This is a genomic window from Variovorax sp. LjRoot290 (assembly GCF_964253985.1).
Taxonomy (GTDB): Bacteria; Pseudomonadota; Gammaproteobacteria; order Burkholderiales; family Burkholderiaceae_C; genus Variovorax.
This window is the reverse complement of the sequence record NZ_CAXURW020000001.1, coordinates 3017974-3030585: the sequence shown is the minus strand read 5'-3', so window position 1 is coordinate 3030585 and position 12612 is coordinate 3017974. Positions and strand designations below refer to the sequence as shown.

13 protein-coding genes are annotated in these 12612 nt (G+C 68.0%); 5 read left to right on the top strand and 8 right to left on the bottom strand.

Features of this window, described 5'->3' with window-relative positions; genetic code table 11:
• The first annotated feature begins 1 nt into the window (after window position 1).
• From ACSQ9A_RS15090 to ACSQ9A_RS15070, 5 genes are all read left to right on the top strand, one after another.
• Window positions 2-772: an IclR family transcriptional regulator domain-containing protein gene (locus ACSQ9A_RS15090; RefSeq protein WP_093108818.1), complete on the top strand. Its 771-nt coding sequence runs from the start codon at window positions 2-4 to the stop codon at window positions 770-772.
• A gap of 59 nt (window positions 773-831) precedes the next feature.
• On the top strand, window positions 832-1491 hold the full coding sequence (locus ACSQ9A_RS15085; protein ID WP_436304205.1) for a response regulator: 660 nt from the start codon (window positions 832-834) through the stop codon (window positions 1489-1491).
• Window positions 1488-2801: an ATP-binding protein gene (locus ACSQ9A_RS15080; RefSeq protein ID WP_436304204.1), complete on the top strand. Its 1314-nt coding sequence runs from the start codon at window positions 1488-1490 to the stop codon at window positions 2799-2801. Before ACSQ9A_RS15085 ends, ACSQ9A_RS15080 begins: the two co-directional genes overlap by 4 nt.
• Window positions 2802-2871: 70 nt before the next feature.
• A complete protein-coding gene (locus ACSQ9A_RS15075; protein WP_436304203.1) occupies window positions 2872-4341 on the top strand; it encodes a Do family serine endopeptidase in 1470 nt (489 codons plus the stop codon).
• A 132-nt stretch (window positions 4342-4473) separates the two neighbouring features.
• Window positions 4474-4797 carry a hypothetical protein gene (locus tag ACSQ9A_RS15070; protein ID WP_436304202.1) on the top strand — a complete coding sequence of 108 codons (324 nt, stop codon included), beginning with the start codon at window positions 4474-4476 and terminating at the stop codon, window positions 4795-4797.
• Between the two features lie 33 nt (window positions 4798-4830).
• Here the strand turns inward: ACSQ9A_RS15070 and ACSQ9A_RS15065 are convergent, their stop codons facing one another.
• From ACSQ9A_RS15065 to ACSQ9A_RS15030, 8 genes are all read right to left on the bottom strand, one after another.
• Window positions 4831-5034 (bottom strand): hypothetical protein, encoded by a 204-nt coding sequence (locus ACSQ9A_RS15065; protein ID WP_436304201.1) that lies wholly within the window; start codon window positions 5032-5034, stop codon window positions 4831-4833.
• Window positions 5035-5133: 99 nt separating this feature from the next.
• Window positions 5134-6615: a xylulokinase gene (gene xylB, locus ACSQ9A_RS15060; RefSeq protein ID WP_436304200.1), complete on the bottom strand. Its 1482-nt coding sequence runs from the start codon at window positions 6613-6615 to the stop codon at window positions 5134-5136.
• Window positions 6616-6625: 10 nt separating this feature from the next.
• Window positions 6626-7564, bottom strand: coding sequence for an AraC family transcriptional regulator (locus ACSQ9A_RS15055; protein WP_436304199.1), 939 nt, complete (start codon window positions 7562-7564; stop codon window positions 6626-6628).
• A 13-nt stretch (window positions 7565-7577) separates the two neighbouring features.
• Window positions 7578-8366, bottom strand: coding sequence for an L-iditol 2-dehydrogenase (locus ACSQ9A_RS15050; RefSeq protein ID WP_436304198.1), 789 nt, complete (start codon window positions 8364-8366; stop codon window positions 7578-7580).
• Window positions 8363-9781 carry a D-arabinitol 4-dehydrogenase gene (dalD, locus tag ACSQ9A_RS15045; protein WP_436304197.1) on the bottom strand — a complete coding sequence of 473 codons (1419 nt, stop codon included), beginning with the start codon at window positions 9779-9781 and terminating at the stop codon, window positions 8363-8365. Before dalD ends, ACSQ9A_RS15050 begins: the two co-directional genes overlap by 4 nt.
• 13 nt (window positions 9782-9794) lie before the next feature.
• Window positions 9795-10826, bottom strand: coding sequence for an ABC transporter ATP-binding protein (locus ACSQ9A_RS15040; protein ID WP_436304196.1), 1032 nt, complete (start codon window positions 10824-10826; stop codon window positions 9795-9797).
• 16 nt (window positions 10827-10842) lie between these two features.
• Entirely contained in the window at window positions 10843-11664 is an 822-nt protein-coding gene (locus tag ACSQ9A_RS15035; RefSeq protein ID WP_436304195.1) for a carbohydrate ABC transporter permease, read from the bottom strand.
• A 10-nt stretch (window positions 11665-11674) separates the two neighbouring features.
• Complete coding sequence (locus tag ACSQ9A_RS15030; protein ID WP_436304194.1) at window positions 11675-12532, bottom strand: carbohydrate ABC transporter permease; 858 nt, start codon at window positions 12530-12532, stop codon at window positions 11675-11677.
• Between the last annotated feature and the right edge of the window lie 80 nt (window positions 12533-12612).

Below are 12612 nucleotides of genomic sequence, written 5' to 3'. Positions count from 1 at the left end.
CATGACCATAGCCAAACCCGACTTCATCGAGGGCATCGCCAAGGGCATGGCCGTGCTCGAGAGTTTCGACACCGAGCGCCAGCGCCTCAATGCCACGCTGGCAGCCGAGCGCGCCGGCCTGACGCGGGCCGCGGCCCGGCGCCACCTGCTGACGCTTGCGCACCTCGGCTACCTCGAAACCGACGGCAGCTATTTCTGGATGGCGCCGAAGGTGCTGCGCTTCTCGGGCAGCTACCTCGCGTCGTCGCGGCTGCCGCGCGCGCTGCAGCCCACGCTCAACCGGCTCGCGGCGCAGACGGGCGAATCCTTCTCGGCCGTGGTGCTCGATGGCGAAGAGGTGGTCATCATCGCGCGCAGCGGCAGCTATGGCACGCCGACCCGCGTGCTGGCCTATGGCCTCCACCTCGGGGCGCGCCTCCCGGCCCATGCGACATCGACCGGCCGCGTGCTGCTCGCCGGCATGAGCGCGGCGCAGCTCACGCAATGGCTCAAGGGCCGCAACCTGCCGCGCCTCACGCCGCGCACCATCACCCAGGCGCGCGTGCTGCGCCAGCGCATCGCGCAGGTGCGCAAGGACGATTTCTGCTTTGCCAGCGAGGAACACGAGCTCGGCGTGCAGGCGCTGGCGGTGCCGTTGCGCGACATGCAGGGCCACACGGTGGCGGCGCTCAACGTCGTGCTGTCGGGCACGCGCCACTCCGAAGAGGCGCTGCGCCGCGACATGCTGCCGCTGTTGTTCGAGGCGGCGCGCGAGGTCAGGGCGCTTCTGTGAACGCGCTTGAACTTCGCCGCCGCTACGATCTCGAACCGCCTTTGTGCGGATGAACGACGATGCGACTGCTGCTGCTCGAAGACGACGTGATGATCGGCGAGGCCGTGCTGGACCTGCTGCGCGCCGAGAACTACGCGGTCGACTGGGTCAAGGACGGCGACGCTGCCGACACCGCACTGCGCACGCAGCAGTACGACCTGGTGCTGCTCGACCTCGGCGTGCCGCGCCGCGACGGCCTCGAGGTGCTGCGTTCGCTGCGCGTCCGCAAGCAGCGCATGCCGGTGTTGATCGCCACGGCGCGCGATTCGGTGCAGCAGCGCATCGAGGGCCTGGATGCCGGCGCCGACGACTACGTGCTGAAGCCCTACGACCTCGACGAGCTTTTGGCGCGCATCCGGGCCTTGCTGCGCCGCGCATCGGGGCGGGCCGAGCCGGTCTACGAGCACCTGGGTGTCAGCATCAATCCGTCGACGCGCGAAGTCGCCGTGGGCGGCCAGCCGGTGGTGCTGTCGGCGCGCGAATGGGCGGTGCTCGAACCGCTGATCGCGCGGCCGGGCATGGTGCTCTCGCGCGCGCAGCTCGAAGAAAAGCTCTACGGCTGGAAGGACGAGATCAGCAGCAACGCGGTCGAGGTCTATGTGCACGGGCTGCGCAAGAAGCTCGGCGCCGATCTCATTCGCAATGTGCGGGGGGTGGGCTACATGGTGCCCAAGGAATGAAGTCCTTACGCGCGCGTCTTTTGTGGTTCCTATTGGCTGCCATCGTGCTTGCAGCAGGAACGCAGGCCTTCGTGGCCTATCGCACGGTGCTCAAGGAAGCCGACGAGATCTTCGACTACCACATGCAGCAGATGGCGTTCTCGCTGCGCGCGGGCCTGCCGCCCAGTGCGGCCGTGGGCGGGCTCGGCGGCGGCGAGGAGAACTTCGAATTCGTCGTGCAGATATGGACGGCCGACGGCGTGCGCATCTTCGAATCGGCCGCGCGTGCCGCACTGCCGCAGCGCGCGGTGCTGGGTTTCTCGAACGTGCAGGCGCGCGGCACCACCTACAGGGTGTTCTCGATCCAGAGCGCCGGGCTGGTGATCCAGGTGGCGCAGGACATGGCGGCGCGCCGCACCATGGCGGGAACGCTCGCGCTGCGCACCGTCGGGCCGATCGCGCTGGCGGCGCCGTTGCTGATGCTGGTGGTGTGGTGGGTGGTGAGCCGCTCGCTGGCGCCGGTGGCGCGCGTGCGCAGCCAGGTTGCCTCCCGGCAGGCTGACGACCTCTCGCCGGTCAGCGAAAGCGGCCTGCCCGAGGAGGTACGCCCGCTGGTGCACGAACTCAACCTGCTGTTCGATCGCGTGCGCCGGGCCTTCGAGGCGCAGAAGCATTTCGTGGCCGATGCGGCGCACGAGCTGCGCTCGCCGCTCGCGGCCTTGAAGCTGCAGGTGCAGAGCCTGCAGCGCGCGCCCGACGATGCCGCGCGCGAGCTCGCCGTCGGCCGGCTGGCAGCCGGCATCGACCGCGCGACGCGGCTGGTCGAACAGATGCTGGCGCTGGCGCGGCACGAAGCCAGCGCCGCCGCCGGCGCCAGCGCGGAGCCGGTGGACCTGCAGGAGGTCGCGCGGCTCGCGATCTCCGATGCCATTGCCGCCGCCCAGGCACGCCGGATCGACATCGGCATGGCGCGCGCGGATGCGGCCGAGGTACACGGCCAGGCCGAGGCCTTGCGCACGCTGCTGCGCAACCTGCTCGACAACGCCGTGAAGTACACGCCCGAGGGCGGCCGCGTCGACGTCGGCATCGCGGCGTCGGCCGAGGGGGTGGAGCTCAGCGTGGAAGACAGCGGCCCGGGCCTGCCGGCCGAGGAGCGCTCGCGCGTGCTCGACCGCTTCTATCGCTCGGGCGAGCCGCAGGCGGCGGGCAGCGGTCTCGGGCTGGCGATCGTGAAGTCGATCGCCGACCTGCATGGCGCGACGCTGGCTATCGATGGCTCCGGCAGCCTGGGTGGCCTGCGGGTGAGCGTGCGTTTTCCCAGAACTGTTTAAGGCGGGCTTAAGCGAGCGGACCGACATTCCTTTCATCGTGTTTCCAACTGACACCTCGAAAGGAACTTCAATGAATGTCCGTCTGAACTCGCCCCGCGCGCTCGTTCTCGCCCTGTCGGCCGCGGGCGTCATCGGCGCCGTCGGCGCGGGCGCCTACACCAGTGCCAATGCCGTGAACACGCCGGCGCCCGCCGTGGCCGCGCCGATGGTCACCATGCCCGACTTCTCGACCATCACCACGCGCAACGGTCCCGCCGTCGTCAACATCAGCGTGACCGGCACCATGAAGACTTCGATGGAGGGTGTGGCCGGCATCCCCGGCATGGGTCCCGACGATCCGATGTTCGAGTTCTTTCGCCGCTTCCAGGGCCAGATGGGCCCACGCGGCAAACAGCCGCAGCAGCGCGAGATGCCGGTGCGCGGACAGGGTTCGGGCTTCATCGTGAGCGCCGACGGCGTCATCCTGACCAACGCCCACGTGGTGAAGGACGCGAAGGAAGTGACGGTCAAGCTGACCGATCGCCGCGAGTTCCGCGCCAAGGTGCTGGGCTCCGACGAGAAGACCGACATCGCGGTGCTCAAGATCGACGCGAAGAACCTGCCGACCCTGTCGCTGGGCAACACCAAGGAGCTGAAGCCGGGCGAATGGGTGCTTGCGATCGGCTCGCCCTTCGGTTTTGAGAACACCGTGACGGCAGGCGTGGTGAGCGCCAAGGGCCGCTCGCTGCCCGACGACAGCTACGTGCCTTTCATCCAGACCGACGTGGCCATCAACCCCGGCAACTCGGGCGGGCCGCTGATCAACACGCGCGGCGAGGTGGTGGGCATCAACTCGCAGATCTACAGCCGCAGCGGCGGCTATCAGGGCGTGTCCTTCGCGATCCCGATCGACGTCGCGATCCAGGTAAAGGACCAGATCGTCGCCACCGGCCGCGCCAGCCATGCGCGGCTGGGCGTCGCGGTGCAGGAGGTGAACCAGACCTTCGCCGACTCCTTCAAGCTCGACAAGCCCGAGGGTGCGCTGGTGTCGAACGTGGAGAAGGGCGGCCCGGCCGACCAGGCCGGCCTGCGCTCCGGCGACGTGATCCGCAAGGTCGACGGCGACCCGATCGTCGCCTCCGGCGACCTGCCGGCCGTGATCGGCCAGAAGAAGCCCGGCACCAAGGTCACGCTCGATGTCTGGCGCCAGGGCGCACGCCAGGAGCTCAGCGCCAGGCTGGGCGATGCGAGTGAAAAGGCGAGCACGGTGGCGAAGAACGACGAGCGCGCCGGCGGCGGCAAGCTCGGTCTCGCGCTCAGACCGCTGCAGCCGCAGGAGAAGCGCGAGGCCGCGGTCGAGACCGGCCTCCTGATCGAGGATGCGGGCGGCGCGGCGGCGCTCGCCGGCGTGCAGGCGGGCGACGTGCTGCTGGCCATCAACGGCACGCCCGCAAAGAGCGTCGAGCAGGTGCGCGAGGTGGTGAACAAGGCCGACAAGTCGATCGCGCTGCTCATCCAGCGCGATGGCGATCGGATCTTCGTGCCCGTGCGCATCGGCTGATGGAAGTCACAGCGGCCGCTGCGGCGTTGGCGAAGGCGCGTCACATGGAGCACACATCGTGCAAAAGTGCCTTTGTGGATGATTAACCGGCTGTAACAATTCACCCAAACAAGCTGAATAAGAGGTTTCCCTATGGTGCTTCGCGATCTCGCCCTGACTGTGCTCGAACTCGAGCCCTATGAATTTCATTGGGTTCTGATGGAGGCAGTGCAGGCGGATTCGGAGGAGTGCCTGGTGTACCGGCCCGTCGACTCCTCGACCCAGGGCCTGCCCGATTATTCGGAGGCGCTCATTCAGGGCGCCTCGGCACTGCGCGTACTGCAAGGGCTCGCACCCTTCGGCCGTCCCATGGCGCCGGTGGGCCTCGGAGAAGGCGTGCCGGAGCCGTCCGCCGCAGCCGCATCGACGATGGATGCGGATTCCTGCATGCTCACCACCGGTCACTCGATGCTGTAAGCCTGGCAGGCCAGGCACAGCAGATCCGTCTATCTATCGAATCTGCGTACCGAAGTGCAGCGCGGTGATCGCGATCACCTTGGCCGCGTGCGCGCGGATCGTTCCCTGCTGCGAGACGCCGCGCAAGACCAGCAAGGGCTGCGCAGGCCCGCTCACGGGCTTCGAGGAATGCCCGTTCTCGCCGGACGCCGCAAAGGAGGCGCGGCATCGGGCTGCGAACTTGAGCAGTGATGGCATGGCCTCGAAGGTAGCTGCTGCGGCGCCATCGGCCAATCCGCCGAAGGTCGCATCGTTGCCTGTCCAGGCGGCATAGGTCGGAAGCGGCGTCGAATGACGTCATCCATTCTTTTGCGTCGATCGGTCGTCGGCGAAGCAGGCGCGCAAGCTCGCATACAGCGCCTTGAAGCGTGCATGGCGCGCGGCATGGACACCGGCCTTCGTTCCGGCCGGCTCGAAACGCTGCCGCACCGCCGGCCGCAGGCACACCCGGGCTTGCGTGCCGCCGTCCGCCAGCCAGGCAAGCCGGGCCGCACCGAGCGCGCCGCCGGCTTCGCTGCCTTCGCATAGCGCAAGAGGTAGTTCGAGGATGTCGGCCAGCAGCTGGGCCCACCAGGCGCTGCGCGCGCCGCCGCCGACCAGCACCAGATCGCCGGCCGGCCGGGCCAGCGTGTCCAGACCGTCCCGCAGGCCGAAGCTCACTCCTTCCACCACGGCATAGGCGATGTCGGCCGGCCCGTGCGCATGCGTCAGGCCGAAGAGCACGCCCTGCGCATTCGCGTCGTTGTGCGGCGAGCGTTCGCCTGAGAGATAGGGCAGGAACAGCGGCGCGCGGCGGCGCGCTTCGGCATCGAGCGTGGCAGCCGCGGCAAGCAGCGTCGCCTCGTTGCCCAGGCCGAAGCTGCGCGCGGCCCAGCTCACGGCGCTGGAGGCCGACAGCATCACCGACATCTGGTGCCAGCGCCCGGGCAGCGCGTGGCAGAAGGCATGCACGGCGGCCTCGGGCTTGGGCTCGAAGCGCTCGCCGCAGACGAAGATCACGCCCGAGGTGCCGAGCGAGACGAAGCCCTCGCCGGCATCGACGAGGCCCATGCCGACCGCGCTGGCTGCGTTGTCGCCGGCCCCGCCCGCGATCGCGACCTCGGGCGCCAGGCCCCAGCGTCGCGCGAGCTCGGGCTTGAGCCGCCCCGCGGTGGCGCTGCCTTCCACAAGCCGCGGCATCTGCGCGCGCGTGAGGCCGCAGGCGGCGAGCAGTTCGTCGGACCAGTCGCGCGCGCCCACGTCCAGCCACAGCGTGCCCGACGCATCCGACATGTCGCTGGCGAGTTCGCCGCTCAGCCTGTAGCGCAACCAGTCCTTGGGAAGCAGCACGCAGGCGATGCGTGCGAATAGCTCCGGTTCGTGCTCGCGCATCCACAGCAGCTTGGGGGCGGTGAAGCCCGGCATGGCGAGGTTGCCGGCGATCGCGGCGAGGCGCGGCACGCGCGCCGTCAACGCGTCGCACTGGGCGGCGCTGCGGCCGTCGTTCCAGAGGATGGCGGGGCGCAGCACCCGGCCTTGCGTATCCATCGCCACGGCGCCGTGCATCTGGCCCGACAGGCCGATCGCACGCACGGCCGACAAGGCGGCAGCGTGATGGCGCTGCAGTTCGGCCATGACGGCTTCCAATGCCTCCCACCATTGCGAAGGCGATTGCTCCGACCACAGCGGCGCCGGCCGGCTGACGCTGAGCGGGGCTCGTGCCAGCGCGACGATGCGGTGATCGTCGGCCAGCAGCAGCGCCTTCAGCTCGGAGGTGCCGAGATCGAGTCCGAGGTACAAGTGCGGGTCCTCACGCGCCGCCGCCGAAGCGATGGTCGCTCTGGCGCCGGAATTCGGTCGGCGTCATGCCCTTGATCTCCAGGAAGCGGCGGTTGAAGTTGGCGACGTTGTTGAAGCCGACCTGATAGCAGATGTCGGTCACGTAGTGATCGGTCTGCATCAGCAGGTGGCAGGCGCTGTTGATGCGCACGCGGTTCACGAAATCGGTGAAGCTGTTGCCGGTCGAGCGCTTGAAGAAGCGGCTGAAGCGGCTTTCGCTCATGCCCAGCTCGGCGGCGATGTCGGCCATCACGATCGGCTCGGCCAGGTTGGCGGTGATGCGGTTGACGATGACGTTGATCTGGTCGACCTCGGCATCGCCTTCCACGCCCTGCATCTGGACGTTGGAGAGAAGGCGGTAGTCGGTGCACTGGGCGAGGTCGGCCAGGTAGTTGCAGAAGAGGGCGAATCGGCGCAGGCCGCGCGCCGCCTTGACGGCATCCCAGTGTGCCAGAGCGCGTTCCGCGAAGCCGAAGAATTCGATGCCGTGGCGGGCGCGTTCGAGCAGCTGAAGCACCTCGCGCAGCTCAGGAATTTCCACGGCCGCGCGTTCGATCGGCTCATGCCGGAACTGGATCACGCGGTCGCGCCCGGCGGCGCCGCCCACCGGCACATCGAGCGAAATCCAGTTGTGCGGCAGCCGCGGCCCGCACAGCACCAGGTGGCCGGGCTCGAAGGGCCCGATCCAGTCGCCGATGAAGGCCTTGCCCGAGGTCTCGGTGATCAGGTGCAGCTCGTATTCTTCGTGGAAGTGCCAGCGCACCAGCGGGCTCGGAAAGCCGTGCGCCAGGCAACGCACCAGGCCAGTTTCTTCGGGCGCCTCGTAGCCGAGCGAGGGTGAACGCGTGATGTCGCGCTCGAGCTCGGGCTCCCGGTGGCGGGGGAGGTGGCGGTGGCGCACCGATGTCATGGCCGTGTCCTCGTCAGCTCATGACGTTACCACCGTCGACATTGAGCGTCTGCGCGGTGATGTACCGCGCCTCGTCGCTGGCCAGGAACACGGCGGCGCCGGCAATGTCGTCCGGCGTGCCCATGCGCCCGAGTGGCACCTCGAGGCCGACCTGGCGCTTCTTCTCGCCGGGCTGGCGCCCCTCGTACTTCGCGAACAGCGCATCGACATGGCTCCACATCGGCGTGTCGACCACACCGGGCGCGATGGCATTGACGCGGATGCCGTGCGGCGCCATCGCGAGCGCTGCGCTCTGCGTGTAGCTGATGACGGCGGCCTTGGTCGCGCAATAGTGCGAGACCAGCGCTTCGCCGCGGCGGCCGGCCTGCGAGGCCATGTTGATGACGGAGGCACCGGCCGTGCCGGCATCGACCATGTGCTGCAGCACGCGCTGCATCACGAAGAACATGCCCTTCACGTTGACCGCGAACAGGTGGTCGAAGGAGGCCTCGTCGCTCTCCAGCAGCGGCGCCATGTCGAAGACGGCGGCGTTGTTGACCAGGGTGTGGACCGGCCCGTTTGCGGCTTGCGCCGGATCGAGCAGGTGCGCGACCGCGTTCGTGTCGGTCACGTCCGCCGGCAGGTAGACCACGCGCGTCGAATGGGTCCGCTGGAGCAGCGCCACGCCGTCGGAAGGCGCGGGCGAGCGGTCGACCAGCGTGCAGCGTGCACCCTCGGCCAGGCAGGCCTCGGCGATCGCCAGGCCGATGCCGCCGCCGGCGCCGGTCACCAGCACGTGGCGCTGTGCGAGGCGGTCCGTCATGGTCTTACTCCTTCGACGAGTGTTCGAACGCGCGCGCCGGCTTCGCGCACGGCCTGCGTGAGGCGCGTGTCGCCCGCGATATCGCCCCAGAGGCCGGCATCGGCACAGAGCGCTGCAACCGGATCGACCGCGTCGCAGATCGCGTGCGCGGTGGCCTCGTCCATGCCCTGGTCCTGGTACGTGTAGGGCAGGGTGCCCTGATGCCAGCGCCGCAGGAAAGCCAGGAACAGGGCCGGCAGCATCGCCACGCTGGCGATGCGCTCGCCCTGCGCCAGGCGTTCGCGCACGGTCGGCGCGATGAAGCCCGGGATCTTCGAGAAGCCGTCCATCGCCACGCGCTGGTTGGTGTCGCGGATGGCCGGGTTGCCGAAGCGCTCGAGCACCAGGTCGCGGTAGGCCGGCAGGTCGACCGGGCTGGCGTGTCCAGGTGCGTTCAGGCAGGGGATGACGTCGTCCGTCACGTAGTCGTAGGCCATCTGCCGGATCAGCGGGTCCTGCGTGCCTTCGTGGATGAACTCCAGCCCGACCAGCGTTCCGGCCCAGGCGATACAGCTGTGGCTTGCATTGAGGATCCGGATCTTGGCCTCTTCGTAGGGCAGCACCGAATCGACCAACTGCACGCCGACGCGCGCCCAGTCGGGCCGCCCGTTCGCGAAGTCGTCCTCGATCACCCACTGGATGAAGCTCTCGCCCATGACAGGTGCGGCATCGTTCCAGCCGGTCGCGGCCTGCACGCGTTCGCGCAGCTCGGGCGGCGGCCGCGGCGTGATGCGGTCGACCATCGCGTTGGGGCAGGTCGTGTGCGTGCGCACCCAGCCGAGCAGATCCTGTTCGCCGGCCTGCTCGATGAATTCCAGCAGCCCCTTGCGAAAGCGCTCGCCGTTGTGGCGCAGGTTGTCGCAGTTGAGCAGCGTCACCGGCCCTGCGCCGGCCGCGCGGCGCGCACGCAGGATCGCGCAGACCGCGCCGTAGATCGTGCTGCCGGCTTCGCCGCGCTTCGCGCGTGCGAGGTCTTCGGCGAGTTCGGTGGACGTGAAATCGAGCCGGTCCTGCGGATCGAGGTAGTAGCCCGCTTCGGTCACGGTGAAGGAGATCACGCGCGTGCGCGCATCGGCGCCGCGCGCGATCACTGTGTCGAGCGCTGGGTCGTGGTCCAGCACCTCGCGAATCGATTCAATGCGCTGGTAGCGGTATTCGCCCGCGGGCGACACGGTCTCCAGCGTGTAGCAGCCGCCCTGCGCGCGCAGGGCGGCGAGCACCTCGGCCATGTCGGGCCGCAGGTTGGCACCGGCGATGGACCAGCGCGTGTCGCCGGCCTCGATCAGCTGCTGCAGGTAGACCGCCTGGTGTGCACGATGGAAGGAGCCGAGCCCGAGGTGAAGCACCACGAATTCGGATGGAGTGGAAGATGGCATGGCGTGATGGAACTCAGGCGGCAACGGTGCGGCCTTCACGGTTGAAGAAATGCAGCACCGAGGGATCGAGCTCGACGCTCACCACGTCGCCGGCCTGCAGCTCCGTGCGCTCGTTCTGCCGTGCGACCAGCGGCACGCCGCCGACTTCGACGTGGATCAGGGTGTCGGCGCCGAGGGCCTCGATCAGCTCGACCTTGCCCGGCGCGCCGGCGCCGTGGTCGCGGTGCACGCGCAGGCCCTCGGGCCGCACGCCGAGGAAGCCGTCGCTCGGCAGCCGCCCGCCCGTCTGCGCCGAGAAGCTCGGGATCGCGCGCGCATCCACCATGTTCATCGAAGGCATGCCGATGAACTGCGCCACGAACTGGTTGGCCGGGCGGTCGTAGAGCTCCATCGGCGTGCCGACCTGCTCGATCAGGCCGTCGCGCAGCACCACCACGCGGTCCGCCAGCGTCATGGCCTCGACCTGGTCGTGCGTGACGTAGATGCTGGTGGCGCCCAGCGCGCGATGCAGCTTGTGGATCTCGACGCGCGTGTTGCCGCGCAGTGCCGCATCGAGGTTGGAGAGCGGTTCGTCGAACAGGAACACCTTGGGCGCCCGCACGATGGCGCGCCCGATTGCCACCCGCTGCCGCTGGCCGCCGGAGAGCTCCTTCGGCGTGCGCGCGAGGTACTGCGTGAGGTTGAGCGTCTTGGCCGCGTGGTCGACCTTGGTCTTGATCGTGTCCTTGGCCACGTTCGCGAGCTTGAGCGCGAAGGACATGTTGTCGTACACGCTCATGTGCGGATAGAGAGCGTAGCTTTGGAACACCATCGCCAGGTCGCGCTTGCCCGAGGGGATGTGTGTGATGTCCTTGCCGTCGAGCATGAGCTGGCCGCTGGTGATGGGTTCGAGTCCGGCGATCAGCCGCAGCAGCGTCGACTTGCCGCAGCCTGAGGGACCGACGAAGACGATGAACTCGCCCTTGTCGATTTCCAGGTTTACGCCCTTGATGATGTGGGCGTCGCCGAAGCTTTTCTGGATGTTGTCGAGTTGGAGGTATGCCATGGAATGTCTCCGTTCCTTACTTGACGGCGCCGAAGGTCAGGCCCTGCACCAGTTGCTTTTGGCAGAACCAGCCGAAGACCACGATCGGCGCGATGGCCATCAGCGAAGCGGCCGAGAGCTTGGCCCAGAAGAGTCCTTCGGGGCTCGAATAGGAAGCGATGAGGACGGCGAGCGTGCCGGCCTTGGCGGAACTGAGGTTGAGCGCCCAGAAGGCTTCGTTCCAGCTCAGCACCAGGCACAGCAGTCCGGTGGAGGCGAGGCCGCCGACCGAGAGCGGCAGCACCACGTGGCGGAACTCGGTCCAGAGATTGGCGCCGTCCATGCGTGCGGCCTCGAGGATCTCGTGCGGGATGTCCTTGTAGCTGCTGTAGAGCATCCAGACCATGATCGGCAGGTTGGACAGCGTGAAGACGATCGTGAGTGCCGTCAGCGAGTCCAGCAGGCCGGCGGTCTGCGCGATCACGTAGATCGGCACCAGCGCGCCCACGGCCGGCATCATCTTGGTCGACAGCATCCACATCAGGATGTCGCGCGTGCGCTTGGTGCGGAAGAAGGCCATCGAGTAGGCGGCCGGCGCGGCGATCAAGAGGCCGATGATGGTGGAGCCGAGGCTGGTGATCAGCGAGTTGCGCGCGAACAGCACGTAGTCGCTGCGCCGCTGCACCTCTTCGAAGTTGCCGAGCGTGGGCTCGAACACGAAGAGCGGCGGCACGGCGATCGCCTGCAGCTCGGTCTTGAATGCGGTCAGCACCAGCCAGCCCAATGGAAAGAACAGCAGCAGCGTGACCACCCACGCACCGGCGGCGCGCAAGGAAGTGAACAGAAAAGTGGGTTGCATGCCGTGGCCCTCAGTCGAGGCTCTTGCCGATGATGCGGATCAGGAAGGCCGCCACGATGTTGGCCAGCACCACCGCGAAGAGCGCACCCGCCGAAGCCACGCCGACGTCGAAGTTCATCAGCGACTGCTTGAAGATCAGGTAGGTGAGGTTGGTGCTTTCGTTGCCGGGGCCGCCGTTGGTCGTGATGGCGATCTCGGCGAAGACCGAGAGCAGGAAGATCATCTCGATCATGATCACCACCGCCATCGGCCGCGCCAGGTGGGGCAGGATGAGGTAGTAGAAGCGCTGGAACGCGCCGGCCCCGTCCATGCGGGCCGCTTCCATCTGCTCGCGGTCGAGCGACTGCAGCGAGGTGATGAAGATCAGGCAGGCGAAAGGCAGCCACTGCCAGGCCACCATGATGATCACCGACAGCAGCGGCACGTCGGTCATCCAGTCGATGGGCTCGGCGCCGAAGGCGCGCCACACGTCGGCCAGCACGCCGTAGATGGGATTCATCATCATGTGCTTCCACAGCAGCGCATTGACTGCCGGCATGACGAAGAAGGGCGAGATCAGCAGCACGCGCACGATGCCGCGGCCCGGGAAGGGCTCGTTCACCAGCAGCGCCAGCAGCACGCCGAAGACGACGGTGATCACGATCACGCTGCCGATCAGGTTCAGGGTGTTCGCAACGGAGGCCCAGAAGTCCGGGTCGGTGACGAAGTAGTGGAAGTTTTCCAGGCCCGCGAACGGATGATCGCCGGGCTGCATCAGGTTGTAGGTGACGAACGAGAAGTAGATCGTCATCGCCAGCGGCACGATCATCCAGAGAATGAGCGTGACCACGGCCGGCGCCATCAGCGCCCGGGGGAGGAATCGGTTCATCTTAGGGCCACAAGGTCTTTAGCTTCGTGAACTGCCGCGGAACCGGCTTTGCCGGTCCGCAGGCAGTGCCCCCTGCAAGG

Excerpts from the sequence above, each read along its gene's own strand:
- ACSQ9A_RS15090 (WP_093108818.1), top strand. The coding sequence starts at position 2 with ATGACCATAGCCAAACCCGACTTCATCGAGGGCATCGCCAAGGGCATG.
- ACSQ9A_RS15085 (WP_436304205.1), top strand. The coding sequence starts at position 832 with ATGCGACTGCTGCTGCTCGAAGACGACGTGATGATCGGCGAGGCCGTG.
- ACSQ9A_RS15080 (WP_436304204.1), top strand. The coding sequence starts at position 1,488 with ATGAAGTCCTTACGCGCGCGTCTTTTGTGGTTCCTATTGGCTGCCATC.
- ACSQ9A_RS15075 (WP_436304203.1), top strand. The coding sequence starts at position 2,872 with ATGAATGTCCGTCTGAACTCGCCCCGCGCGCTCGTTCTCGCCCTGTCG.
- ACSQ9A_RS15070 (WP_436304202.1), top strand. The coding sequence starts at position 4,474 with ATGGTGCTTCGCGATCTCGCCCTGACTGTGCTCGAACTCGAGCCCTAT.
- ACSQ9A_RS15065 (WP_436304201.1), bottom strand. The coding sequence starts at position 5,034 with ATGCCATCACTGCTCAAGTTCGCAGCCCGATGCCGCGCCTCCTTTGCG.
- ACSQ9A_RS15055 (WP_436304199.1), bottom strand. The coding sequence starts at position 7,564 with ATGACATCGGTGCGCCACCGCCACCTCCCCCGCCACCGGGAGCCCGAG.
- ACSQ9A_RS15050 (WP_436304198.1), bottom strand. The coding sequence starts at position 8,366 with ATGACGGACCGCCTCGCACAGCGCCACGTGCTGGTGACCGGCGCCGGC.
- dalD (WP_436304197.1), bottom strand. The coding sequence starts at position 9,781 with ATGCCATCTTCCACTCCATCCGAATTCGTGGTGCTTCACCTCGGGCTC.
- ACSQ9A_RS15040 (WP_436304196.1), bottom strand. The coding sequence starts at position 10,826 with ATGGCATACCTCCAACTCGACAACATCCAGAAAAGCTTCGGCGACGCC.
- ACSQ9A_RS15035 (WP_436304195.1), bottom strand. The coding sequence starts at position 11,664 with ATGCAACCCACTTTTCTGTTCACTTCCTTGCGCGCCGCCGGTGCGTGG.
- ACSQ9A_RS15030 (WP_436304194.1), bottom strand. The coding sequence starts at position 12,532 with ATGAACCGATTCCTCCCCCGGGCGCTGATGGCGCCGGCCGTGGTCACG.